The organism is Agromyces sp. Y558 (assembly GCF_059445415.1).
Map to the genome: position 1 here is coordinate 83,102 of NZ_JCAIUH010000003.1, position 23,363 is coordinate 106,464.

Genomic DNA, 23,363 nt, shown 5'->3' on the forward strand with positions numbered 1-23,363 from the left:
GCCTTGGCATCGTCTACGCGGCGACCACCGGGGAAGGCGTGTGGGTGCTCGGGCTCACCGCCCGCCGCACTCGTCAAGCTCCCGGCGATCTGGGCGATCACGGCGATCGCCGCGCTTCTGTACGGTTTCGCGCCGCGCGTCGCCGGCCCGATTGCCTACGCCGTGCTCGGCTGCTTGTTTGCGCTCGAGCTGGGTGCTGACCTCGGGCTCGTCCCGCGCGAGGCTCTCGTCGTCTCGCCGTACACGCTTGTGCCGGCGCTTCCGGTCGGTGCGCTTACCGTGATCCCGATGCTCCTCCTCACCGCCGCATCCGCTGCACTGGTCGCTATCGCGCCGCGGGGCTGCGTCGACGCGATCTACTCCACTGACGCGGCGCACTGATCGCCGGAAGACCACGCCCGGAATGGTCCTGAGTGCGTGCGCGGCCAACTGCGCGACCCTTGCGTGCGTGCGAGACGCCCGCGGATCCCCGGCTACACCCGGCATCGAGAACGCTGCGACCTGCCACGTCTCCGGCCAACGCCAGCATGGCGGGCCGTTCGTAATACGAGTTCGCGAGGCTGTCGTCGTTCTCTGCCGAATAGGCTGCGGCGAAAGCATCGTAGTCATTTGCCCGATGCTGCGCTCGGGCCTCAGTGCGCTTAGGTGCGTCCGTCATAGGCTCCATCCCGTCAACTTGCTAGACCGCGTGGCTGGTAATTCTGAACGTCAACTCGATCGAAGGCGAATCTGTCTTGGGAGTGGTTGCCGATTCGGGCCGTATTTCGCGGCAAGGTAGATCGGGGGATGGGAGGAAACAAACGTGGATGTGTATGAAGCCGTAAACAGTCGCCGGTCTGTGCGCGCGTTTAGCGATGAGCCAGTGCCCAAGACGGTGCTCGAACGAGTACTGACTGCGGCGATGCGGGCACCATCGAGTGGCAACCTGCAGCCCTGGCATGTGCATGTCGTGGCCGGCGAGCCCTTGTCTGAACTGAAGAGACGCGCGACCGCCAGGGCGTTGGCTGGAGATCCAGGTGATGAGCGGGAGTATCCGATGTACCCGGCCGAGCTGGCCCCGCCATACCTTGATCGTTTCTCCGCGGCGGCCGCGCAGAGATATAAGGCGCTGGGGATTGAGCGCGACGACCCGGAGCGGCCTGCGAAGATCGCAGCTTTGAACTCAGGCGCGTTCGGCGCGCCTGTCGTGCTGTTTTGCTATGTCGATCGGACGATGGGCCCAGGCCAGTGGACGGACGCGGGGATATACCTGCAGACGGTGATGCTACTGCTGAGGGCGGAGGGGTTGCACAGCTGCCCGCAGGTGATGTGGACGATGTATCGAGAGACGGTCCGCCAGACGATCGGGGCCGATGAAGGGCTCGTGCTGGTCTGCGGCGTTTCAGTGGGATTCGAGGCGGAAGGCGTACCGCCGCTGCGCACCGGGCGGGCACACGTGACGGAATCCGTGAGTTTCCTCGGCGCATGATCGGGTCATCGCGCATCGTCGTGAAACTGGTTCGGACATGTGAGCGGGAAGCACACGACCTCGTCGGCGCCGAAGGGTAGCCTCGGCACATGACGGTCGCACCGGCGACGGGGTTCGATGTTCGCGAGTACGCGCGCACTGCGCACGGCAGCCACCGCGCTGAACTCGATCTCGCCGTCTTCTCGACGGCACCCTTCGCACCCGAGGTGGCGCGGCTGCTCGCGGTGCTCCAGATTCTCGAGGGCGCCACGATGGCGCACCTCCGAAACGTGCTCGTCACGCCGACGCACAAAGATGCGCGCGTCACCGCCTTCCTGGTGACGTGGGCGTACGAGAAGTTCTGGATCGCCGACGCACTGGGAGCGATACTCGACGCCAACGGCCCGGTTTCGCCCACGGGTGGCGGCGAGCGCGTCGAGGTCGTGAGACGGGTCGGGGCGCGGGGCCCGGTGCGGCGGGCCTTCGCCGGGTTCGCTCAGGGCCCATCCGTCGTCGGAGCGCACATGGCGGTCGGGCTCGTCGACGACTGGGTGCTGAGTGCCGCATACCGACGTGCGGTCGACACCGCGAGCAACGCCGCGCTCGCCGAAGCGCTCGCCGGAATCCTCGCGGTGAAGGCGCGGCACACGCGGTTCTTCGATGAGGAGGCGCGGCGCCGCCTGGCGGCATCACCGCGAGCAGTGCGACTGACTCGCGGCGAGTGGCGCAGGTCGGGGATGCCCGTCGGCAGCGGAGTACTCGGCGAGGGAGACCACGGGTTCTTCACTCGATTCGTCTGGTCGGGATCCGAAGGCTCGGCCCTGGCGGAGGACATCGAACGCGGCATCCGAGAACTGCCCGGTATCGACGCGCGCACGGCCGCGCGAGTGCGAGCGCATCTCGCACGCTGACCGCGCGCAGTGCGCAGACGACGAGGGAGGACACGAATGGCATTCGACATCGACAGGTACACCGCGACTTCCGTCAGCGTGCACTGGGACGACCTCGACCTCGGGAGCTTCCGCGAGCACCCCCTGCCCGAACGATCACTGCGCACCCTGCGATACATGGCCGACGTCGAGTACCACACCATCTGCTACACCCGCGATCTGTTGACGACTCCATCGCACCGCGAAGCCGACGTGAGCGCCTTCATGACGATGTGGAACCGCGAGGAGTTCTGGCACGGCGAGGCGCTCGCCGCGGTGCTCACGATGCACGACATCACGATCGACTACGACGTGCTCAAAGCGAGTCGGTTGAAGCTCGGCTGGAAGGACCGCCTCGACCCCATCAAGCAATCGGTGCTCGGATCACTCGTCGGCACCGACTTCGTGGCGGTGCACATGTCGTGGGGGGCGGCGAACGAGTGGTCGGCGATCACCGCCTACCAGCGCATGGCCGAGCTCGAGGAGCATCCGGTGCTCGCGGAGTTGTTGCGTCGCATCGCGAAGCAGGAGGCGAGGCACGTGGCGTTCTACACTTCGCAGGCGCGCGACCGCCTCGCGGCGAGCGTGAAGGCACAGAAGATCACGCGCTTCGCGCTGAGCCGGTTCTGGGCGCCGGTCGGGTCGAGCATCATGTCCACTGATGATGTACGGCACGTGATGCATCATCTGATGAGCGGGCCCGAAGGTCGGCGCGCCGCGCGAAAGGTCGACGACAGCATCAGCGGCATGCCCGGCCTCGACGGTCTGACGATCGTGCAGGACGCGCTCGACGGCCTCGGCGTGCCCGCCTGAGTCGGTCGACTTCGCGCGCGGCTGCCTCGACCCGGTCGTGGCGGCCGGGGTCCAGCGCCCGGGTACCGATCGACGCGCAGAGCGTCGATGCACCGCTCTCGAGGTTTGCGATCTTCCTGGTCGTCACGATCGCCGAGACGGATGACGCGCTCGTCGCCCGGGGCAGGGCGAGTTCGGAACCTACTTCATCGGGTACCCGGGTCACCTGGGTGATCGAACTCATGCTCCGGCGCATGTTCATCGGCGATCCGCCGGGATTCCACGATCCTATCCTCGACGTCTCGACCGTGGTCACGGGTTCCATGTTCTTCGTGCCGTCGAATGCGACGCTCAGGAGTCTCTCTCTCGATGAAGCGGATGCCGAGGCATCCGCTCACTGAACGCAGGAGCGGCCGCCCCGGCGTTGAAGCCGGGACGGCCGCTCATCGCTCATCGGCGGATCAGGCCGTTGCCGCGTTGTCGCGCTTCGGCAGCTTCCAGCCGGGCCGCACGAAGTGGCAGGTGTACCCGTTCGGGTACTTCTCCAGGTAGTCCTGGTGCTCGGGCTCGGCCTCCCAGAACGGGCCGGCGGGGGAGACCTCGGTCGTCGCCGGGCCCGGCCAGAGGCCGGAGGCGTCGACATCGGCGATCGTCTCGTATGCGACGACCTCCTGCTCGTCGCTCGTCGGGAAGATCGCCGAGCGGTAGCTCGTGCCGATGTCGTTGCCCTGGCGGTTCTTCGTCGACGGGTCGTGGATCTGGAAGAAGAACTCGAGCAGGTCGCGGTACGACTCCGTCTCGGGGTCGTACACGATCTCGATCGCCTCGGCGTGGGTGCCGTGGTTGCGGTAGGTCGCGTTCGGCACGTCGCCGCCGGTGTAGCCGACGCGCGTGCTGAGCACTCCCGGGCGCTTGCGGATCAGGTCCTCCATGCCCCAGAAGCAGCCTCCGGCGAGAATGGCGGTCTCGGTTCGTGCAGTCATCGTGCGTTCTCCTGGTTCTCGAAGAGGGTGCGGTATCGACCGTAGCCCGACTCGTCGAGCTCGGCGAGCGGGATGAAGCGGAGGGCTGCGGAGTTCATGCAGTAGCGCAGGCCGCCGGCATCGGCGGGTCCGTCGTCGAAGACGTGGCCGAGGTGGCTGTCGGCGCCGGCTGAGCGCACCTCGACTCGCTTCATGAAGAGCGAGCGATCGGTGTGCTCGGTGACGGCCTCAGGGTCGATCGGCTTCGTGAAGCTCGGCCAGCCCGACCGGCTCTCGTACTTGTCGGTCGAGGCGAAGAGCGGCTGCCCCGAGACGACGTCGACGTAGATGCCGGGATCGTGGTTGTTCCAGTACTCGTTGCGGAACGCCGGCTCGGTGCCGCCGTCTTGCGTGACCCGGTATTGATTCGGAGTGAGGCCGGCGAGGGCCTCGGGAGTCTTGCGGTAGTCCTGTGACACGTTTCCTCCAAGCTCGGCGTCGCTGGCTGCGGCGTCATCAGGGAAAACGACGGCGGGCGCAGGAGTGTTCCGCATTCGGGCTCGCCGAGCTGTGGGTTCGCTGTGAACGGAGGACATGCTGCAGCACGCCTCAACTACCGTGACGGCGCATCCGTCACACGAGAGAGCTGAGATCGCCCGCTCGTTACGATTGCGGGGTGAGTGAACCCACCGTGCAGAGCCTGCCCGCATCCGTCGATGTCGAAGGCGCGGTGCGGCCCGAGCGATCGGCGCATCTGCTCGACGCGCTCGCACAGCGGGTGGTCATCGCCGACGGTGCGATGGGCACGATGCTGCAGGAGCACGACCCGACCCTCGACGACTATCAGCAGCTCGAGGGTTGCAATGAGATCTTGAACGTGAGCCGGCCCGACATCATCGGCCAGATCCACGACGCCTACTTCGAGACCGGCATCGACGCCGTCGAAACGAACACGTTCGGGGCGAACTGGTCGAACCTCTCCGACTACGGCATCGACGACCGCATCGAGGAGCTCGCCGCGGCCGGCGCCGCCATCGCCCGCGAACGCGCCGAGGCGTGGCAGGCGAAAGACGGTCGGGAGCGTTGGGTGCTCGGATCGATGGGTCCGGGCACGAAACTGCCGAGCCTCGGTCACACGAGCTACGCGCACCTGAAGCAGACCTTCGCGCTCCAGGCCGAGGGTCTCATCCGCGGCGGCGCCGACGCCTTCCTGATCGAGACCTCGCAAGACCTGCTGCAGACGAAATCGGCGGTGAACGGCTGCAAACAGGCCATCGCCTCGACCGGCGTGCGGCTGCCGATCTTCGTCGAAGTCACCGTCGAGACGACCGGCACGATGCTCATGGGCTCCGAGATCGGCGCCGCGCTGACCGCTCTCGAGCCGCTCGGCGTCGACGCGATCGGCCTGAACTGCGCGACCGGCCCCGCAGAGATGAGTGAGCACTTGCGGCACCTCTCGAAGTACTCGAACGTGCCCGTCATGTGCATGCCGAACGCCGGACTGCCGGTGCTCGCGGCGAACGGCGCGAGCTACCCGCTCACACCTGACGAGCTCGCGACCGCGCACGAGCAGTTCGTGCGCGAGTTCGGCCTGAGCCTCGTCGGCGGATGCTGCGGCACCACGCCCGCGCACATGAGCGCCGTCGTCGCGAGGCTGCGCGGGTCCGAGGCATCCGCTCTCGCTTCGACAGGCTCAGCGCGCGAGCACGACCCGGGAGTCGCGAGCCTCTACCAGCACGTGAGCTTCAGCCAGGAGAGCTCGTATCTCGCGATCGGCGAGCGCACGAACGCCAACGGGTCGAAGGCGTTCCGCGAGGCGATGCTCGACGGCCGATGGGACGACTGCGTCGAGATCGCCCGCAACCAGGTGCGCGACGGCGCGAACCTGCTCGACGTGTGCACCGACTACGTGGGCCGTGACGGCTCAGCCGACATGCGCGAGATCGTGTCGCGGCTCGCGAGCGCGTCGACGCTGCCGCTCGTCATCGACTCGACCGAGCCGGCCGTGCTGCAGGCCGGTCTCGAACTCATCGGCGGCCGGCCCGTCGTCAACTCGGTGAACTTCGAAGACGGCGAGGCGCCCGCCAGTCGCTTCGCCCGAATCATGCCGCTCGTCAAGGAGCACGGTGCCGCCGTCATCGCCCTCACGATCGATGAAGAGGGGCAGGCGCGCACCGCGGAGAACAAGGTGCGCATCGCATCCAGGCTCGTCGACACGCTCGTCGGCGAGTGGAGCATGCGCGTCGACGACATCATCGTCGACGCCCTCACCTTCCCCATCGCGACCGGTCAGGAGGAGACCCGCCGCGATGCGATCGAGACGATCGATGCGATTCGGCAGATCACGGCTAAGTACCCCGGCATCAACACGACCCTCGGCGTCTCGAACGTGTCGTTCGGCCTCAACCCGGCCGCTCGTTCGGTGCTGAACTCGGTCTTCTTGCACGAAGCCGTCGAGGCCGGCCTCACGAGCGCGATCGTCGACGCCGCGAAGATCGTGCCGCTCGCCTCGGTGCCCGATGACCGGCGCAAGGTCGCCCTCGACCTCGTGTGGGATCGCCGTGAGTACGCCGCCGATGGCACCCTCACCTACGATCCGCTCGTGACGATGCTCGATCTCTTCGCCGGCGTCGACATGGCCGCGATCCGCGATGCGCGGGCCGCCGAGCTCGAGGCGCTGCCAGTGGGAGAGCGGCTCGAACGGCGCATCATCGACGGCGAGGCGAAGGGTCTCGAAGCCGACCTCGACCTCGCCCGCGCCGGGGGACTCAGCGCCATCGAGATCATCAACGTGCACTTGCTCGAGGGCATGAAGGTCGTCGGCGAACGCTTCGGCTCGGGCGAGATGCAACTGCCGTTCGTGCTGCAGTCGGCCGAGGTGATGAAGAGCGCAGTCGCCCTGCTCGAACCGCACATGGAGAAGTCCGCCGCAGGTGGCAAAGGCAAGATGGTCATCGCGACCGTGCGCGGTGACGTTCACGACATCGGTAAGAACCTCGTCGACATCATCCTCTCGAACAACGGCTACGAGGTGATCAACCTCGGCATCAAGCAGCCCATCGCCGACATCATCAAGGCGGCCGAAGAGCACGACGCCGACGTGATCGGCATGTCGGGGCTTCTCGTGAAGTCGACCGTGGTGATGAAGGAGAACCTCGAGGAGCTGAACGCCCGCGGGCTCGCGAAGCGCTGGCCCGTCATCCTCGGCGGCGCCGCACTCACCCGTACCTACGTCGAAGACGATCTCGCCGGCATCTTCGAGGGCGAGGTGCGCTACGCCCGCGACGCCTTCGAGGGCCTCGCGCTCATGGAGCCGCTCGTCGCCGTCGCCCGCGGCGCCGATCCGGCGAGCGTGGGCCTGCCCGCGCTCAAGAAGCGCATCCACCGACCCGGACTCCTCACCGTCACCGAGCCGGAAGCGATGCCCGCGAGATCGGATGTCACGGCCGACAACTCCGTGCCGACCCCGCCGTTCTGGGGCACCCGCATCGTCAAGGGCATCGCGCTCGCCGAGTACTCCGCGTTCCTCGACGAGCGTGCGACGTTCATGGGGCAGTGGGGGCTGAAGCCCAGCCGCGCCGACGACGGCGCAAGCTATGACGAACTCGTCGCGACCGAGGGCCGCCCGCGACTGCGGTACTGGCTCGACCGCATCCTCGCCGAGGGGCTGCTCGACGCATCCGTCGCCTACGGGTACTTCCCGGTGGTCGCCGACGGCGACGACATGGTCGTGCTGCATCACGGCGACGACCCTGACGGCGTGCTGGGCGCTTCGGGTCTTCTCGCGCCCGATGGCGGCTCGGGCGGTGCGATCGGCAGCGACCGGCTCCGATTCCACTTCCCGCGCCAGCGCCGTGATCGACACCTGTGCCTCGCCGACTTCGTGCGTTCGCGGGAGTCGGGCCAAGTCGATGTCGTCGCCGTGCAGCTCGTGACGGCAGGGCAGCGCGTGAGCGAGGCCACCGCGAAGATCTTCGCCGAGAACCGGTACCGCGACTACCTCGAGCTCAACGGGCTCGCCATGCAGCTCACGGAGGCGCTCGCCGAGTACTGGCACTCCCGTGTGCGCGACGAGCTCGGCCTCGGCGGCGAAGACCCCGATGACGTCGCCGGACTCTTCAAGCTCCACTATCGGGGTGCCCGCTTCTCACTCGGCTACCCGGCGTGTCCCGACATGGAAGACCGCCGCAAGGTCGTCGAGTTGTTGAAGCCCGAGCGCATGGGCGTCGTGCTCTCGGAGGAGCTGCAACTGCACCCCGAGCAATCGACCGACGCGTTCGTCTTCCACCACCCCGAGGCGAAGTACTTCTCGGTGTAGTGCGGCGGAAGGGTCAGCGGCCAGCACGTCGTTCGCGCACCCGCTGCGGCCCATTCGCGGGCAGCTTCGCGCGCCGAAGCGCTGCGAGTACCGCCGGCCCCACGACCACGATGCCGATCACCGTGGTCACCGCGCGCACGGTATCCCACGTGAGGGTCGAGGTCACGAGCGAGTACATCGCGAAGGAGGCGACGTTCTCGCCGATCGGCGCGCCTCCGTCGTAGGAGATGCCGGTGCCGCCGCCGACTGCGAAGGGCCAGAACCAGATGTTCATGGCGAGGCCGAAGGCGTAGGACGCGACCGCACCGTAGCCGGCGAGCATCACGATCTCGAGGACAGTCGCACGTCGTACTGAACTGACGGATGCCGTGCGCGGTCTGATGCGCGGCAGCAGCCCCGCACCAGCGGCCACCCAGGCGCACGCGAACATCTGGAACGGCGCCCATGGGCCGAACCCGACCCAGAGCACTGACGACACGGCGATCGTGAGCATGCCGAGAAGGAACCCGAACCGGGACCCGAACGCCCGGCCGGCGAGGATCAGCAGGATGAAGACCGCCTCGATGCCGCCGATGCCCGCGCCCGCAATGCGGATCCCGGCACCGATCGCAGCGAGCACGCCGAGGAGGGCGACCGCCTTCGCGGAGCGCATCTGCCGGTCGAGGCACAGGAGCACGCCCGCGATGGCGGCCGGAAGTACGGCGAACGCGACGATCGGCGCCGCGCGCTGCGCGTCGGCAGGCACTGCGGCCGCGAGCAGCGGCCAGCAGAACGCTGCCAGCGCCACGAGACTGCCGCCGACGAGGGCGGCCGAGGTCATGAGATCGCGACGATTCGCGGTGACGCGGCCGTCTCGGGTTCCGAGCTTCGCTCGCGTCACGCCCTCACCCCCGCTGGTGAAGCAGGCACCGGTGAGATCGTTCCGCCGACGATGTGCAGCTTGCGGCTCGCGAATCGCTCGGCGAATTCGGTATCGTGCGTCGCGAACAGCACGGTTCGCTGCTCGTGCACGGTCTCGACGAGCGCGGCGCCGACGAGGCTGCGGGCGTGCGCATCGAGTCCGCGAGCCGGCTCGTCGATGAGGAGCACGGAGGGGGCGGGTGCGAGTTGGATTGCAATGGCGAGGCACAGGCGCTCGCCGGCCGACAGGTCGCGCGGATGCCGCAGCAGCAGTTCGTCGAACGCGGTGACGTCTGACGGCGTGCTGCGCCCGAGCAGTCGGACGAACGTCTCGGCGGTCGGCACAGCCGGCCGATCTCTTCGATCGGCCCGGTGGCACTCTGCGGCGACCGTGGTGCAGAAGAAGAGATCGTCGAACGACTCCGGCACCAGGGTGACGGAGCGGCGGCGGTCGCGGGCGGCGAGCCCGGCCACGTCGGCGCCGTCGATGATCACGCTCTCAGCGGCATCCGGAACCGCGATTGCCCACAGCAGGCTGCTCTTGCCGGCGCCGTTCGCTCCCTCGAGCGCGACCACCTCGCCCGCGACGAGTGCGAAGCTCGCATCGCGTACAGCCTCGGTCTGGCCGCGCGTCACGCTCAGACCTCGCACGGAGGCGAGCGGATGCTGCGGCGTCGCCCCGACCGGGTTGCGCGCCGTGGGGGATGCCCATTCCGCGCCGCCCTCCGGATCGAACCGTGATTCCGGCACGGCCGACGGAGCGACACCGACGGCCACTCGCGTGTCGTGAATCTCGAGCCACGCGTCGGCGATACCGTGCCACTCGGCGGTGCGGTGCTCGGCGATGACGACGCAGACACCGGACTCGTGGGCGGCGCGGTCGAGTGCGTCGCAGACCGTGCCGCGTGCCGCGGCATCGAGCTCAGCAAGGGGCTCGTCGACGAGCAGCAGGGCCGGGCTGGAGATCAGCGCCGCGGCGATCGCGACGAGCGTCGCTTCGCCGGCCGACAACGCGGCGATGGGACGCCCGAGCAGCCGAGTGATGCCGAGCCGTTCCGCGGTCTCGCGCACACGCTCGTCGATGTGCGCGGGGGAGTCGCTCCGCGTCGCGAGTGCGAACCCGATCTCGTCGAGCACCGTGGCGGTGGCGAACGCGAGACGAACCTGCTGAGCGACGGCGCCGACGAACCCCGACGTCTCACGCGGCGGGCTCTCGCGCCGGTCGAACCCGCCGACCTCGATGATCCCGCCCTGGCGGCCTCCCTCGAAGTGCTGGAACAGCCCGCTCATCGCGTCGAGCAGGCTCGACTTGCCCGAACCGGTCGGGCCGACGACGACCGTGAGCGTGCCGGGTGCGAAGGCGATGTCGAGGGCCTCGAGGCACCATGCACCGCCCTGATCGAGGGAAGCGTTCGTGAGGGTGACCGGCCGCGCCGGGTCGGGCTCGAGTCGGGAGGATGCAGCGAATCCCCGCACCTCCATCGATGCGGCTACCGCAAGTGCGCGTTCGATGGTGTGCTCGAAGACCGGGACGAGGAGTGCGGCAGGCCCGCGTTCGCCTCGGAGGGCGGCGGCTCGGCGCATCCGGCGCACGGACTCGGCCAGGGCTGGAGCGGTCGCCCACGCGATGACGAGCGATCGTGAGATCGCGCGCAGCGGCCCCCGCGTCGATCCGTGCACGAACATGCGCTGCACGTCGACGATGGCGTTCGCAAGGCCGAAGGCGAGGATGACGGCCGCGAACGGCAGAGCGCTCAGTGCGGCATTCGAGATCCCGCCACTGGTCACCGGACCGAACAGCGAGATGTGCGCGAACGGGCCGTCGAGCGGGATTCGCGGCGCATCCAGGAGGAGTACCCCGCCCCCGGAGCCGCCGCCGAACACGATCCGGTAGGCGACTCGCGCGACCACGAACACGGCTGCGACGATCGCCGCCGCCCGAAGCGGAGCCGCACGAAACCGCATCACCCGGCCGGAGTCGGCGTCTCCGTGCCGGTCGTGTAGACGAGGCCGACGCTCTGGCCCGGCTCGAGCTGCAGCGTCGGGAGCCCCGCTTGGGCGTACTCCCACTCGGCATCGGCCGACGTCTTGACCCAGAGCGCCCAGTACGCGTACGCAGGGGGCATCGACCGGCACGACTCGACGAATGACGCTTCGCCTTCGACCTCGACGGTCTCGTCGGCCGCAGGTCGCCCTTGGACGCGGCAGATGATCTGGTCGCCCCACTCGGCCGATCCCTCGGTGGTGACGCCGGCCGAGCCGAGTGCCGACACCGCATCGACGACGGATGTCGCCTCGACGCACTCCGACGCGGACGCGGTGTCGAGCGTGCCGAAGTCGACGATGACCGACACGCCTTCGCACGCGGAATCGGCCGCCGGAGTCTCCGAAGCCGAAGACGACGCGACCGTCGGCGCGGGGGATGCGGCCGCGCAGCCGCTGACGGCGAAGACGCCGACGAGAACCAAGGTGAAGAGGGGCAGTCGCACGTCGTCCACCCTAGCGACGAGCTGATCGAGGCCGCACTCACGTGAAGCACCGTGACGCCGACGGGCGGACGCTCGGTACGAATGGCTTGTGAACGCGAGGATCCCTTCGGTTAGTCTGTCGGGATTGGCAACTTCCGCGGGCGGAGGGCGCTCGCGGATCGTCGCATTTCGGGGGATCGGCCGATGAGTCGCGTTCCCCGACTGGGGAGAAGCATGAGCGAATCGTCCGGACCAACGACCGCCGCACGGCCCACGACGGGCGGATCGACCGGACTCGGCACACCGCGCAGGCGACCGCCCGGTCGGCGGTGGCGTGCGTTCGTCTCCGCCGGGGCCGTGATCGGACTCGCGGCCACGGCCGGCATCGGAGTGCTCGCGCGAGACGCCGTCGTCGATCGCGAAGCGAGCATCGAGGCGACGGCCCTGCTCACCGAGGCGTCGAATCTCGATGCGAGCCAGCTCGGCGTGCACGGCGGGATCCTGACTGCACGGGCGTCCCAGGACGCGACCGAGGCGCTCAGCGCGGCCGATGCGGCACTCGCGGCGGCGAGCGGTAAGTCGGACGCGGCCGACCTGGCGGCATCCGTCGCGGCGCTGAGGTCGTTCGAGCTCTTGGCGCCCGAACGCGTGTTCGCCCTCGCTGACCTGACGCGCGCCCACGCAGCGACTGTGCACGCCGCGGTCGCAGAGTACGACCGGATTGCGGCGGAGCGAGTCGCCGCAGAGCAGGCTGCCGCGGAGAAGGCTGCCGCGGAGAAGGCTGCAGCTGAGCAGGCGGAGGGCGCACAGCCTGCGCCCGCCGCACCTGCACCTGGCGCGCCCGCGAATCCGAGCGAGGCACAGGTCATCGCCCGCGACATGATGGCCGCGCGGTACGGGTGGGGCGACGACCAATTCGGATGCCTGGTCGCCCTCTGGAATCGCGAATCGGGCTGGAATGTCTACGCCGGCAACCCGAGCGGCGCCTATGGAATCCCGCAGGCGTTGCCGGGAAGCAAGATGGCCGCTGCAGGCGCCGATTGGCAGACGAGCGCGGCCACGCAGATCAGTTGGGGCCTCGGCTACGTGGCCGGACGGTACGGCACAGCGTGCGGTGCGTGGGCGCATTTCGAAGCGAACAACTGGTATTGATTCGCGCCGACAGGATTTACATCACGAGCGCGGGGTGCTGGTGCACGTGGATGACATTCACAGGAGAACATGAGGGTCTGTCCAGAACCTCTCGGCAGACTGGCCCCTTCGCCCGGGCGCCCCCGCTCGTGGATCGTCGATCAAGGATCGCCAAGCGCTCTGCGCCCCGGCGATCCGCCTTGTGAAAGTCATGCAGAACCAGTCTTCTTCTTCTGAAACCCCTTCGTCCGAACACCGCGAGACCACGGCACTTCGCCAACGGCCGCGCCGCAATCGCCCCCTCTGGAGGAGCGGCCCGATCCTCGCCACCGCCGCGGTCGTCGTCGTCGGCGCCATGGTCGGTACCGGTTTCGCCGTGCAGACCGCCGTCGCCGCGCAGAGCGAGAGCGTCGCCGAGACCGAGGCACTCACAGCTGCCGCGAACCTCGACATCGAGCAGCTCGGCTCCCATGCCGGCATCCTCGAGGCTCGCGCGGTGAAGGAGGCCAACGACACGCTCACCGTGGCCAACGACACGATCGTGGCGGCACAGGGCAAGGCGGATGCCACAGTACTCACCTCCTCCGTCGCCGCACTCGGGGACTACGAACTGCTCGCACCCGAGCGTGTCTTCGAGCTCGCGAACCAGACGCAGGCGCACGTAGTGCCGGTGCAGGCTGCAGTCGCCGAAGTCGATCGCATCGCCGCCGAACAGGCCGCATCCGCTGCGGCCGCTGCCGCGGAAGCTGCCGCCGCCGCCGCGGCAGCGGAGGAGGCCGCAACGCCCACACCGTCGACTCGCCCGACCGGGCCCGCGAACCCCAGCGGCGCCCAGGCGATCGCTCGCGACCTCATGGCCTCCCTGTACGGCTGGGGCGACGACCAGTTCGGCTGCCTCGTCTCCCTCTGGAACCGCGAGTCCGGTTGGAATGTCTACGCCTCGAACTCCTCGAGCGGCGCATACGGGATCCCCCAGGCTCTGCCCGGGAGCAAGATGGGCAGCGCCGGTGCCGACTGGCAGACGAACGCCGCGACCCAGATCACCTGGGGTCTCGGCTACATCGCCGGCCGTTACGCCACGCCCTGCGGCGCCTGGGACCACTCGGAGTCCGCCGGCTGGTACTGATCGCCGTCGAGTGATCGAGCGGCGGTGTCGTCGGGTTCAGCCCGATGTCACCGCCGCTCGGCATTTTCCAGGTGTCAAGCGGCTGCACGGACATCCATGCCTCGATAGCCTGACGGCATGAACGAGCACGGGGGCACGGGCCGGGAAACACGGAAAGCGACGGCATCGGCGGGTGGCGGCATCGTCGCGCTCGGAAAGCGTGTGACGGCCTGGGCATTGGCCAAGAAGCCCGTTCGTGCGTTCCTGCTGTACCAGGAGCACCACGGTGCGATGCTCGCCGACAGCGTGACCTACCGCGCGCTCTTCTCGGTCTTCGCGGGTGTCTTCCTCGGGTTCGCCATCGCCGGAGTCTGGCTGGCCGGAAACCCCGACGCGCTCGAAGCGCTCATCGCCACGCTCGGTACGGCGATCCCCGGCCTCGTCGGCGAAGGCGGACTCATCGACCCCGACGACCTCGTGCAGCCGCTGACCCTCAGCATCGCGGGCATCATCGCGCTGATCGCGCTCGTCGGAGCGGCAATCGGGGCGATCGGCTCGCTGCGCACGGCGTTCCGTGCGATCGGCGACCAAGCCGACGATCAGACGTTCTTCCTCTGGCTGCTGCTGCGCGACCTGCTGCTCGCCATCGGGTTCGGTGCTGCGCTCGCGGCCGCGGCTGCGGTGACGTTCTTCAGCACTTCCGCGCTCGGCACTTTGCTGGGCTGGCTCGGTATCGCCACGCACGACCCCGTGTTCGATGCGAGCACCAGAATCGTCTCGATCATCGTGATCTTCACCATCGACACCCTCGTGATCGCCGTGATGTTCCGACTGCTCTCGGGCCTGCGACCGAGTGCCCGTTCGCTCTGGACCGGGGCGGTCATCGGCGGCGTCGGGCTGTCCGTGCTGCAAGTGCTCTCGGGCCTGTTCCTCGGGGGCGCGACGAACAATCCGCTGCTCGCATCCTTCGGATCGCTCATCGCCCTGCTCATCTGGTTCAACCTGTCGAGCCAGGTCATCCTCATCGCCGCGGCGTACATCGTCACTGGCGTCGATGAGGAGCACGACCGCGTGCGCGCACGCCACGGCGCGCCGACGATCGCGATCAGGCGTATGCAGCACGCCGAGCGGCGGGCAGCGGATGCAGCGGCCGAACTCGCGGCGGCGCGCGACGCGGTCGAGCGTGAGCGGGTAGGCGGCTGACGGGGGCGACACGAAAGCCGCTGCACGCCAGAATGGGCAGATGCCGACCGTGTTGCATTTCGTCCGATCCGTGATCTCGCCGCTCACGCGCACTCGGCTGTTCCGCTGGAGCGCACCTCGAGTACTGCCGCGGGTCGAGCGGGTGTTCCGGGTGGCCTTCGGCGGCCGGGTGCAGCTCAGTGCGCTCCTCGTTCCGTCGCTCGTGCTGCACACGACGGGCGCGAAGTCGGGAGAGATGCGAGAGAGCGCGCTCATGTACACCCCCGACGGACGCGGGCGCGCGATCGTCGCAGGCACGAGCTTCGCGCGCGATCGGCATCCCGGCTGGACCTACAACCTGATTGCTCACCCCGATGCCGCCATCACGGTGCGGGGCAGGCGAATCCCGGTGCGTGCGAGAGTGATCGGCAGCGACGAACGCGATGCCGCGTGGGCCCGCATCGAGGCCCAGTGGCCGGGGTACCGCGCGTACGAGCGCGATTCGGGTCGTGTCGTGCGTTTGTTCCTGCTGCAGCCGGTCGCCGACACGCACCACGCCTCGATGTGAGGTGTCTGCGGCGACGCGTCGATGAATGCCACAGGCCGCGCTCAGCACCCGCGATTAAGCTGGGGACATGACGCGACGTCGCAGCGAACCCATCTACAGCGCGGCCATCGTGGCCGGGCGCGGACTCTTCGGGTTCTGGGGTCTGAAACGCAGCGTCACTGGCGTCGAGAACGTTCCCAAGTCCGGTGGCGCCGTTCTCGCGATGACGCATTTCGGGTACTTCGAGTTCGCACTCGTCGAATGGGTGACGTGGCTGGCGACGCGCCGGCACATCCGGTTCATGGCCAAGCAGGGCGCCTTCGACAAGCCCGTCGTCGGCTATCTCCTCCGTGGCATGAAGCACATCGCCGTCGACATGAAGGCCGGTGCCGCCGCCTACGGAAAGGCGGTCACCGCCCTTCGAGACGGCGAACTGCTGGGCGTGTTCCCCGAGGCCGGTGTCAGCGCGTCCTTCACCGTGCGCGAGCTGAAGTCGGGTGCGGCACGACTCGCGGCGGAGTCGGGCGTGCCGATCATCCCGGTCGCGGTCTGGGGTGGGCATCGATTGATGACCAAGGGTCATCGGATCCGATTCTTCGAACGGTTCGGGGTGCCGGTGAGCTTCGCTTTCGGGGCGCCGATCACCGTCGGCGCGAACGATGACCCCCGCACCGTGACCGAGCGACTGCGCGAGACGATGCAGGGGCTCGTCGATCGGCTCCAGGCCGAGTATCCCGTCGACGGCACCGGCAAGTGGTGGCAGCCGCGGAAGCTCGGCGGCACCGCGCCGACGCCCGAAGAGGCAGCCGCCGCCGATGCCGCGCGCGATGCGACGCGTGCCTCCGCACGCGACGGCGACACCGCCCCGGCCGGCTGAGCTCGAACGCGCGCAGCGTCCCAAGCAACCCGAGACATCCCTGACTCCACGCGTTAAGCTCGGAACATGTGCAGGAACATTCACACCCTCCACAATTTCGAGCCTGAGACCACCGACGACGAGGTGCACGCCGCCGCGCTGCAGTTCGTGCGCAAGGTGAGCGGTTCGACGAAGCCCTCGAAGGCCAACGCCGAGGCGTTCGATCGCGCAGTCGCCGAGATCGCGCACGTCACGCGGCATCTGCTCGATGATCTCGTCACCAGCGCACCGCCGAAGAACCGCGAGGTCGAGGCCGCCAAGGCCCGTGAGCGGGCGGCTGGTCGGTACGCCGCGATGCCGGCCGCACAGACGGCGTGATCCCGCGAGGCGGCCGGGCGACGCGCCCACCGGGGGAGTAGCGTCGGTTCCATGGCCGATGCCGTCACTCTCACAGTTCCGGGTCCGCACGGCGATCGCGACGTGCGGATCTCCAGTCCGACACGTGTGCTCTGGCCCGAGGCCGGCATCACGAAGCTCGAACTCGCCGAGTACTTCATCGCGGTCGGCGCACCGTTCGTCGAGGCGAACGGCGACCGCCCGGTGTCGCTGCAACGATTCCCGGGAGGCGTCGACGGCGAGCAGTTCTTCTCGAAGAATCCGCCGAAGGGCGCGCCCGAATGGGTGCGGTCGGTGCCCGTGACCTACCCGAGCGGGCGCACGCATCCGCAGCTCGTGATCGACGAGCCTGCCGCCGCGGTGTGGGCCGCGCAGATGAACACGATCGTGTTCCATCCCTGGGCCTCGCGCGCCGAGGCCCCCGACTTTCCCGATCAGCTGCGCATCGACCTCGATCCGCAGCCAGGCACCGGATTCAGCGAAGCCGTGCCCGTCGCGCTCGCGCTTCGCGAGCTCTTCGGTGAGGTGGGGCTCAGGGGCTTCGTGAAGAGCTCGGGCAGCCGCGGCATCCATGTATTCGCGCCGATCGAGCCCGAGCGGGAGTTCCTCGACGTGCGGCACGCGGTGATCGCGCTCGGTCGCGAGCTCGAGCGACGGATGCCGCAGCAGGTCACCACCAACTGGTGGAAAGAGGAGCGGGGCGACCGCATCTTCATCGACTTCAACCAGGCCAACCGTGATCGCACGATGGCGGGCGCCTACTGCCCCCGCCCGCTGCCGCTGGCCTCGGTGTCGTGCCCGCTCGAGTGGGATGAGCTCGAGCGGACGGATCCGAGCGAGCACACGGTGCGCACCGTGCCCGAACGGCTGCAGCGCGTCGGCGACCCCTGGAAGGGCATGCACGATTCGCCCGGCCGCATCGACACCTTGCTCGAGTGGTGGCAGCGCGACCTCGACGACGGGCTCGGCGAGTTGCCGTTCCCGCCCGACTTCCCGAAGATGCCGGGCGAGCCGCCCCGCGTGCAGCCCAGCCGGGCGAAGCAGCAGCGCTGATTCATCGAACCAGCAGCGCTGATTCATCCGCGCGGGAGCGGCAACCCCGCGACGTCGGCATACGAGGGCATCGGTGCGCCGTCGATCGAGTCACCGGTGAGCGAGGCGACGGTCGAGGCGATCGAGCCGAGCGCGGTGCGGAACAGCAGCGAACCGGTGCTGATCCTGGCCACACCGAACCCGGCGAGCTCGGCGATGCTCAGGCTCGGCTGCACGAGCACGTTGAGCGGTGCGTCGATTTCGTCGGCGAGCGCGGTGATGGTCGCAGACGCGAGCACGCCGGGCACGAAGATGCCGGATGCGCCGGCCGCCAGATACCGCCGGGCGCGCGACACGGCACTGCGGTGGCGTTCCCCAGAGCGGATGCCGCTTCGGGCGAGATCCTCGATCCAGAACGGGTCGGTGCGGGCGTTCAGGTAGAGCTCCGGCGCAGCGGCGGCGATCGCTGCGACTTTCGCCGCGGCCAGATCAGGATCGACGAGGCGCCCGTCGGCGTCGGAATCCTCGATGTTCACCCCGACGCACCCGAGCGACGCGAGCTGGGCGGCGAAGCGGCCGACCTCGTCCGGATCATCGGAGAACCCGGCTTCGAGGTCGACGGTCAGGGCGACGTCGTGCTCGGCGGCACGTCGAGCGAGATCGAGGGATTCCGGTGCGATCGCACCATCGCCGTCGCGCTTGCCCGCGGCGACGGCGATGCCGAGACTCGTCGTGCCGATCGCGTCGTGGCCGGCGGCGTGGAGCCAGCGCACCGAGGCGAGGTCCCATGCGTTCGGCAGGAGGAACGGGCCGCCCGGCCGGTGCAGGGCGGCGAATTCAGCGGCCGTGAGCATGCGCTGCCGCCGCTCTTCCATCGGTGCGCGCTGTGTCGATGATCGCTTCGGCGATCGCGAGTGCGTGGTGCGGTGCAGGGCATGCACGAGGTCCGGCGCCGAAGGCGAGCACTCGAGCCGCGTGATCTGCATTGGCGGCGCGGTCCGGGCCGTCCAGTCGCAGTGTGACGACGTCATGATCGTCGCGATCCGGCAGCAGACGCCTCGTGAACGGCACCGGGGAGTCGTCACGAAGCACGGCTTCGAGCAGCGCTCGCGTGGGCTCCGTGTCGGTGGCGGCCGCGGCTCGATCGAGTGCTCGCTCGATGAGCGCCGCCGTTGCCGCGTAGGCCTGCACGAGCAATTGCGTGCGCAACACCTGATCTGTCTCGTCGAACACACCCGCCGCGCCGAGCAGCGCGTCCACGGCGGCGTCCGCGGCCGACGATTCATCCGTGTCGCCGTTCGGGTAGGCCGACGCCACCGTCGCGACGAGCGCCGGCAGCGAGTCGGGGTCGCGGAAGCCGAGCGCCGCGCCGATCGTCACGATCGGGATGCGATGGGCCAGCTCAGCCATCGCGTCGGATCCGTCTATGCCCCTGTGTCGGTCTGCGAGGGTGGATCGCGCACGTTCGGAGGCTGCGCGAGCGAGGAGCGCCGGGTCGAGCGCGGCGAGGAGCGCGTCGATGCGCGCTCGGCGAGCATCGTGTTCGGCACCGTTCACGAACCTCGACACTTGTGCGCGGAAGCGCTGCAATGAGGTGCCGTTCGTGCTCACAGCTTCGGGCACTCGAGCGGCCGGGTCTGAGAGGATGCGCGCGACATCGGCGCGGTCGATGATCTCGGTCATGACTCGACGCTATTCCCGACACGCTTCGATGGGCGACGAAGTGTCACCGTCGTATCGTGGAGGCATGCACGGAGATGCCGATCTCGCAGAACCAGCCCGACTCATGGGCGAGCCAGCTCGGGCGGCCATGCTCGTGGCACTTCTCGACGGTCGCTCGCTCCCGGCGAGCGAGCTCGCCGCGATCGCCGGCGTCGCCCCGCCGACCGCGAGCGCGCACCTCGCGCAACTGCTCGGCGGCGGCCTCGTCACCGATCGGAAGCTCGGCCGGCACCGCTACTTCACGCTCGCGGGGCCGAACGTGGCGAATGCCGTCGAGGCCCTGCAACTCATCGCGCCGCGCCGTGCCGTGACCTCGTACGCCCAGTCCACGGCCTCCGAACGGCTCGCGCTCGCGCGATCGTGCTACGACCACTTCGCCGGGCGGCTCGCGCTCGATCTCACGGATGCGCTCGTCGGGGAGGGCGTGATCGCGCCGCTCGTCGCCGGCGAGTCTGGCCGGGTGCTCGATCCGAGCACGCCGCTCGCGCAGCGCCTGGGCATCGCCGAGCTGGCCGGCCCTTCGCGCCGGCCCGCCGTACGCGGCTGCCTCGACTGGACCGAGCGGCGCCCGCACATCGCGGGCCGACTCGGCGAGCACGTGCTCGCGCGGCTCCTCGCCGAGGGCTGGGTCGTGCGGCGCTCCGGCGATCGCTCACTGCGGGTGACCGACGCGGGCGAGCGGGTGTTCGCCTCGCTGGGGTGAGACGCGGTCAGACCTCGATGCCGGTCAGACCTCGATGCCGGTCTGGCCCGACGCAGGGTGGACGTGTGCCGACGACGCGGGGGGCGGGGCGCCATGCACCTCGCGGTGCAGCCGCTCCATGCGCGCATCGAGGTCGGCCGCCGTGTGCGCGGCATTCGTCAGGCCGTCGAGGAGCTCTTGCGGCACCTGCCGGTCGTACTTGTAATAGATCTTGTGCTCGAGGCTCGCCCAGAAGTCCATGGCGATCGTGCGGATCTGCACCTCGACGGCCACCGGGTGCGCGCCGGTGGAGAGGAACACCGGCACCTCGACGATGACGTGCAGGCTCTGGTAGCCGTTGGCCTTCGGTTCCTTGATGTAGTCCTTGACCCGCATCACTCGGATGTCGCGCTGCGCCGTGAGCAGCTCGAAGATGCGGTACGCGTCGGAGACGAAGCTGCACGTCACGCGCACGCCCGCGATGTCGGTGATCGTGTCGCGGATCATCTCGAACGTGGGATCGATGCCCTTGCGCTGCATCTTCTCGACGACGCTGTCGAGGCTCTTCAGCCGGCTCGAGATGTGCTCGATGGGGTTGTAGTCGTGGGTCTGGCTGAACTCCTCGCGCAGGATCGAGAGTTTCGTGATCACCTCGTCCATGCCGAACTTGTACCGGAGCATGAAACGCTCGGTCTCGTCGCGGAGCGCGCGCATCTCATCGAGCGTCTGGCCGTCGATGGTCTCGAGCGTGCGTTGCGCACGCGCCGTGAGCATGGGCGGCGTTGCGGCGTGCCGAGTTGGCGGGGTTCCGTCGAGCGGGGTCACGGATGCCACGCTACGACCTGAAGCTCTGCATTTCCTTTGATCACCGCGCCCGTTCGCCGATGGCGCATCGTTATTCTCGAGACATGGCAGATTGGCTCACCGTCGCACCCGGCATCCATCAGCGGCGGTACGACCCGTTCGACATCTCGATCGTCGTGATCGAGGGCGATGACGGTCTCCTCCTCGTCGACACCCGGGTGCAGCCGAGCGAGGCCGAAGAACTCGCCGCCGACATCGCGGCCCGATTCGGCCGACCGGTGCGCTGGGTCGTCAACACGCACGCGCACTTCGACCACACGTTCGGCAACCAGGTCTTCGGGCCGGGTACGACGATGGATGCCGCGATCTACGGCCATGCCCGCATCTACGCGCACTTCTCCGAATTCGAGGGCCCGCGGCTCACCGCCTGGCGGGCCGACCCCGCGCGTGAGCCCGGTCGGCAGTGGGAGGACGTGGTGCTCACCGCTCCGACGCATCCGCTCGCCGAACCCCTGATGCTCAACCTCGGGGGCCGTCTCGTCGAGCTGCTGCCGCAGCTGCCGGCGCACACCGACACCGACCTCGTGGTGTTCGTGCCCGACGAGCGGGTGTGGATCCTCGGCGACCTCATCGAGCAGTCCGGGCCTGTGATGTACGGATCGGGCAGTTTCCCCCTCGACTGGCCGGGCGTGCTCGAGTCGCTCGCCGCTCAGATGCGGCAAGACGACCGCGTCATCCCGGGCCACGGCGGGGTCGTCGATCGTGCGTTCGTCGAGCGGCAGGCCGATGAGCTCCGGCTGATAGCCGACCGCTTCCGCGCGGCGCACGACGCCGGCCTCACGGCCGCCGAGGCACTCGCAGCCCACGACGATTGGACGATCCCCGTCGATGGGCTTGTCGGCGCCGTCGAACGCGCCTACCTGACACTCGATCGTGCCGCGGAGGCCGGCGCGTGACGGGCATCGACGAGCCGTTCGAGATCAACGTCTCCGCAGGCGAGCTCGACGAGTTGCGCACGCGGTTGCGGCAGACCCGATTCGTCGAGGCGAGCAGCGCGCGCCCCTGGGCAGCGGGCGTTGATCCCACCTACCTTTCCGAGCTTGTCGCCGAGTGGGCGGACGCGTTCGACTGGAGCACGGTCGAGATGGAGCTCAATCGTCTCGACCACCGCGTGGCGGTCGTGCACGGCACGCGGCTGCACTTCGTGCGTATGGGTGTCGGTGCGGCCGACGGGCCGGTGCTGCCGCTCCTGCTCATGCACGGCTGGCCGTCGAGCTTTCTCGAGATGCTGCCGCTCGCCCGCGCGCTGCAGCACGAAGGCGAGGCTCGAGGCATCCGTTTCGAGCTCGTCATTCCCTCGATGCCAGGTTTCCTCTTCTCGGAACTGCCCGACGGCCCGCTGACCAGGGAGGCCATGGCCGATCTGATGGCGGAGCTCATGGAGCAGCTGTTCGGCGACGCACGCTTCGGGGTGTTCGGCGGCGACATCGGCGGCACGGTCGCCGCCTGGATCGCGGCGAAGCACCCCGATCGTGTGCTCGGCCTCTACATGATCCACCCGCCGTTCCCATCCGAGTTCACCGAGCCGCTGTCGGATGCCGAACAGCGGATGCTCGACGCCGAGGCCGTCTTCGACGAGGGTGACGGGGGCTACAGCGCGATCATGGGGACCCGCCCCGACACCATCGGAGCCGCGCTCATCGACTCGCCCGCAGGTCTCCTGGCCTGGATCATCGACAAGCTGCGCGACTGGAGCGACTCCGACGGCGACCTCGAGCGCCGGTTCGATCGCGAGAGCCTGCTCACGCTCGCGACCCTCTACTGGTCGACCGGTTCGATCGGCACGTCGTTCCGTCAGTACTTCGACTATCCGGCGAACCGTCCGCGACCGGTGATCACGGTGCCGGCCGGGTTCACGCTCAGTGCCGAGGCGATCATCCGCGACATGCCGAAGAGCATCGCCGACCGCGCTTGCAGTGACATCCGAATCTGGCATGCGGCGACCGTGGGCGGTCATTTCATGGCGCACGAGGAGCCCGAGTTGCTCGCGGGACACCTCGCCGCGTTCTTCGAGGCGCTCGAGCGCTGAC

At 68.7% G+C, this 23,363-nt stretch carries 24 protein-coding genes; 16 read left to right on the plus strand and 8 right to left on the minus strand.

Annotated elements, in window-relative coordinates; genetic code table 11:
• Positions 1-3 precede the first annotated feature (3 nt).
• The 5 genes from AC1C2T_RS15160 (at position 4) to AC1C2T_RS15180 (ending at position 3,569) form a co-directional block, all read left to right on the plus strand.
• Positions 4-381 (plus strand): efflux permease Rv1217c-related protein, encoded by a 378-nt coding sequence (locus AC1C2T_RS15160; protein ID WP_495385863.1) that lies wholly within the window; start codon positions 4-6, stop codon positions 379-381.
• Between the two features lie 421 nt (positions 382-802).
• Positions 803-1,468: a nitroreductase gene (locus AC1C2T_RS15165; protein WP_495385864.1), complete on the plus strand. Its 666-nt coding sequence runs from the start codon at positions 803-805 to the stop codon at positions 1,466-1,468.
• Positions 1,469-1,557: 89 nt separating this feature from the next.
• A complete protein-coding gene (locus AC1C2T_RS15170; RefSeq protein ID WP_495385865.1) occupies positions 1,558-2,358 on the plus strand; it encodes a hypothetical protein in 801 nt (266 codons plus the stop codon).
• A gap of 36 nt (positions 2,359-2,394) precedes the next feature.
• Positions 2,395-3,189: a ferritin-like domain-containing protein gene (locus AC1C2T_RS15175; protein ID WP_495385866.1), complete on the plus strand. Its 795-nt coding sequence runs from the start codon at positions 2,395-2,397 to the stop codon at positions 3,187-3,189.
• Between the two features lie 209 nt (positions 3,190-3,398).
• A complete protein-coding gene (locus AC1C2T_RS15180; RefSeq protein WP_495385867.1) occupies positions 3,399-3,569 on the plus strand; it encodes a hypothetical protein in 171 nt (56 codons plus the stop codon).
• 60 nt (positions 3,570-3,629) lie between these two features.
• Here AC1C2T_RS15180 and msrA read toward each other — a convergent pair whose 3' ends face one another.
• Both msrA and msrB read right to left on the minus strand, forming a co-directional pair.
• Positions 3,630-4,151 (minus strand): peptide-methionine (S)-S-oxide reductase MsrA, encoded by a 522-nt coding sequence (gene msrA / locus AC1C2T_RS15185; protein WP_495385868.1) that lies wholly within the window; start codon positions 4,149-4,151, stop codon positions 3,630-3,632.
• Positions 4,148-4,609, minus strand: a complete 462-nt coding sequence (gene msrB, locus AC1C2T_RS15190; RefSeq protein ID WP_495359734.1) for a peptide-methionine (R)-S-oxide reductase MsrB — start codon at positions 4,607-4,609, stop codon at positions 4,148-4,150. Before msrB ends, msrA begins: the two co-directional genes overlap by 4 nt.
• A gap of 212 nt (positions 4,610-4,821) precedes the next feature.
• Between msrB and metH the strand changes: the two genes are divergently transcribed.
• Entirely contained in the window at positions 4,822-8,448 is a 3,627-nt protein-coding gene (gene metH, locus AC1C2T_RS15195) for a methionine synthase (RefSeq protein ID WP_495386125.1), read from the plus strand.
• Positions 8,449-8,461: 13 nt separating this feature from the next.
• On the opposite strand, the gene AC1C2T_RS15200 is transcribed toward metH, so the two are convergent.
• The 3 genes from AC1C2T_RS15200 to AC1C2T_RS15210 are packed head-to-tail and all read right to left on the minus strand — an operon-like array spanning position 8,462 to position 11,837.
• Positions 8,462-9,328 (minus strand): ECF transporter S component, encoded by an 867-nt coding sequence (locus tag AC1C2T_RS15200; protein ID WP_495385869.1) that lies wholly within the window; start codon positions 9,326-9,328, stop codon positions 8,462-8,464.
• A complete protein-coding gene (locus tag AC1C2T_RS15205; protein WP_495386126.1) occupies positions 9,325-11,313 on the minus strand; it encodes an ATP-binding cassette domain-containing protein in 1,989 nt (662 codons plus the stop codon). Before AC1C2T_RS15205 ends, AC1C2T_RS15200 begins: the two co-directional genes overlap by 4 nt.
• Positions 11,313-11,837 carry a hypothetical protein gene (locus tag AC1C2T_RS15210; RefSeq protein ID WP_495385870.1) on the minus strand — a complete coding sequence of 175 codons (525 nt, stop codon included), beginning with the start codon at positions 11,835-11,837 and terminating at the stop codon, positions 11,313-11,315. Before AC1C2T_RS15210 ends, AC1C2T_RS15205 begins: the two co-directional genes overlap by 1 nt.
• 213 nt (positions 11,838-12,050) lie before the next feature.
• Between AC1C2T_RS15210 and AC1C2T_RS15215 the strand changes: the two genes are divergently transcribed.
• From AC1C2T_RS15215 to ligD, 7 genes are all read left to right on the plus strand, one after another.
• Complete coding sequence (locus tag AC1C2T_RS15215; protein ID WP_495385871.1) at positions 12,051-12,968, plus strand: aggregation-promoting factor C-terminal-like domain-containing protein; 918 nt, start codon at positions 12,051-12,053, stop codon at positions 12,966-12,968.
• 190 nt (positions 12,969-13,158) lie between these two features.
• On the plus strand, positions 13,159-14,073 hold the full coding sequence (locus AC1C2T_RS15220; protein ID WP_495359739.1) for an aggregation-promoting factor C-terminal-like domain-containing protein: 915 nt from the start codon (positions 13,159-13,161) through the stop codon (positions 14,071-14,073).
• Between the two features lie 117 nt (positions 14,074-14,190).
• Complete coding sequence (locus AC1C2T_RS15225; protein ID WP_495385872.1) at positions 14,191-15,255, plus strand: YihY/virulence factor BrkB family protein; 1,065 nt, start codon at positions 14,191-14,193, stop codon at positions 15,253-15,255.
• A 40-nt stretch (positions 15,256-15,295) separates the two neighbouring features.
• Positions 15,296-15,802, plus strand: a complete 507-nt coding sequence (locus AC1C2T_RS15230; protein WP_495385873.1) for a nitroreductase family deazaflavin-dependent oxidoreductase — start codon at positions 15,296-15,298, stop codon at positions 15,800-15,802.
• Between the two features lie 67 nt (positions 15,803-15,869).
• The gene (locus AC1C2T_RS15235) at positions 15,870-16,658 is read left to right on the plus strand and encodes a lysophospholipid acyltransferase family protein (protein WP_495385874.1); all 789 of its coding nucleotides are present in this window, start codon (positions 15,870-15,872) and stop codon (positions 16,656-16,658) included.
• Between the two features lie 66 nt (positions 16,659-16,724).
• Positions 16,725-17,015 (plus strand): DUF2277 domain-containing protein, encoded by a 291-nt coding sequence (locus tag AC1C2T_RS15240; RefSeq protein ID WP_495359743.1) that lies wholly within the window; start codon positions 16,725-16,727, stop codon positions 17,013-17,015.
• 51 nt (positions 17,016-17,066) lie between these two features.
• Positions 17,067-18,086, plus strand: a complete 1,020-nt coding sequence (gene ligD, locus AC1C2T_RS15245) for a non-homologous end-joining DNA ligase (protein ID WP_495385875.1) — start codon at positions 17,067-17,069, stop codon at positions 18,084-18,086.
• A 23-nt stretch (positions 18,087-18,109) separates the two neighbouring features.
• On the opposite strand, the gene AC1C2T_RS15250 is transcribed toward ligD, so the two are convergent.
• Both AC1C2T_RS15250 and AC1C2T_RS15255 read right to left on the minus strand, forming a co-directional pair.
• Complete coding sequence (locus AC1C2T_RS15250; RefSeq protein ID WP_495385876.1) at positions 18,110-18,919, minus strand: isocitrate lyase/PEP mutase family protein; 810 nt, start codon at positions 18,917-18,919, stop codon at positions 18,110-18,112.
• The gene (locus tag AC1C2T_RS15255) at positions 18,903-19,748 is read right to left on the minus strand and encodes a hypothetical protein (RefSeq protein ID WP_495385877.1); all 846 of its coding nucleotides are present in this window, start codon (positions 19,746-19,748) and stop codon (positions 18,903-18,905) included. The genes AC1C2T_RS15250 and AC1C2T_RS15255 overlap by 17 nt, the downstream gene beginning before the upstream one ends.
• A 64-nt stretch (positions 19,749-19,812) precedes the next feature.
• On the opposite strand from AC1C2T_RS15255, the gene AC1C2T_RS15260 reads away from it, so the two are divergent.
• On the plus strand, positions 19,813-20,490 hold the full coding sequence (locus tag AC1C2T_RS15260) for an ArsR/SmtB family transcription factor (protein ID WP_495385878.1): 678 nt from the start codon (positions 19,813-19,815) through the stop codon (positions 20,488-20,490).
• Between the two features lie 24 nt (positions 20,491-20,514).
• Here the strand turns inward: AC1C2T_RS15260 and AC1C2T_RS15265 are convergent, their stop codons facing one another.
• Positions 20,515-21,183 carry a GTP pyrophosphokinase gene (locus AC1C2T_RS15265; RefSeq protein ID WP_495386127.1) on the minus strand — a complete coding sequence of 223 codons (669 nt, stop codon included), beginning with the start codon at positions 21,181-21,183 and terminating at the stop codon, positions 20,515-20,517.
• Positions 21,184-21,377: 194 nt separating this feature from the next.
• Between AC1C2T_RS15265 and AC1C2T_RS15270 the strand changes: the two genes are divergently transcribed.
• Both AC1C2T_RS15270 and AC1C2T_RS15275 read left to right on the plus strand, forming a co-directional pair.
• Complete coding sequence (locus AC1C2T_RS15270; protein WP_495385879.1) at positions 21,378-22,229, plus strand: MBL fold metallo-hydrolase; 852 nt, start codon at positions 21,378-21,380, stop codon at positions 22,227-22,229.
• Complete coding sequence (locus AC1C2T_RS15275) at positions 22,226-23,362, plus strand: epoxide hydrolase family protein (RefSeq protein WP_495385880.1); 1,137 nt, start codon at positions 22,226-22,228, stop codon at positions 23,360-23,362. Before AC1C2T_RS15270 ends, AC1C2T_RS15275 begins: the two co-directional genes overlap by 4 nt.
• The last annotated feature ends 1 nt before the right edge of the window (position 23,363 follow it).

Excerpts from the sequence above, each read along its gene's own strand:
- AC1C2T_RS15170 (WP_495385865.1), top strand. The coding sequence starts at position 1,558 with ATGACGGTCGCACCGGCGACGGGGTTCGATGTTCGCGAGTACGCGCGC.
- AC1C2T_RS15175 (WP_495385866.1), top strand. The coding sequence starts at position 2,395 with ATGGCATTCGACATCGACAGGTACACCGCGACTTCCGTCAGCGTGCAC.
- msrA (WP_495385868.1), bottom strand. The coding sequence starts at position 4,151 with ATGACTGCACGAACCGAGACCGCCATTCTCGCCGGAGGCTGCTTCTGG.
- AC1C2T_RS15205 (WP_495386126.1), bottom strand. The coding sequence starts at position 11,313 with ATGCGGTTTCGTGCGGCTCCGCTTCGGGCGGCGGCGATCGTCGCAGCC.
- AC1C2T_RS15215 (WP_495385871.1), top strand. The coding sequence starts at position 12,051 with ATGAGCGAATCGTCCGGACCAACGACCGCCGCACGGCCCACGACGGGC.
- AC1C2T_RS15220 (WP_495359739.1), top strand. The coding sequence starts at position 13,159 with ATGCAGAACCAGTCTTCTTCTTCTGAAACCCCTTCGTCCGAACACCGC.
- AC1C2T_RS15225 (WP_495385872.1), top strand. The coding sequence starts at position 14,191 with ATGAACGAGCACGGGGGCACGGGCCGGGAAACACGGAAAGCGACGGCA.
- AC1C2T_RS15230 (WP_495385873.1), top strand. The coding sequence starts at position 15,296 with ATGCCGACCGTGTTGCATTTCGTCCGATCCGTGATCTCGCCGCTCACG.
- AC1C2T_RS15235 (WP_495385874.1), top strand. The coding sequence starts at position 15,870 with ATGACGCGACGTCGCAGCGAACCCATCTACAGCGCGGCCATCGTGGCC.
- AC1C2T_RS15240 (WP_495359743.1), top strand. The coding sequence starts at position 16,725 with ATGTGCAGGAACATTCACACCCTCCACAATTTCGAGCCTGAGACCACC.
- ligD (WP_495385875.1), top strand. The coding sequence starts at position 17,067 with ATGGCCGATGCCGTCACTCTCACAGTTCCGGGTCCGCACGGCGATCGC.
- AC1C2T_RS15250 (WP_495385876.1), bottom strand. The coding sequence starts at position 18,919 with ATGCTCACGGCCGCTGAATTCGCCGCCCTGCACCGGCCGGGCGGCCCG.
- AC1C2T_RS15255 (WP_495385877.1), bottom strand. The coding sequence starts at position 19,748 with ATGACCGAGATCATCGACCGCGCCGATGTCGCGCGCATCCTCTCAGAC.
- AC1C2T_RS15260 (WP_495385878.1), top strand. The coding sequence starts at position 19,813 with ATGCACGGAGATGCCGATCTCGCAGAACCAGCCCGACTCATGGGCGAG.
- AC1C2T_RS15265 (WP_495386127.1), bottom strand. The coding sequence starts at position 21,183 with ATGCGCGCGCTCCGCGACGAGACCGAGCGTTTCATGCTCCGGTACAAG.
- AC1C2T_RS15270 (WP_495385879.1), top strand. The coding sequence starts at position 21,378 with ATGGCAGATTGGCTCACCGTCGCACCCGGCATCCATCAGCGGCGGTAC.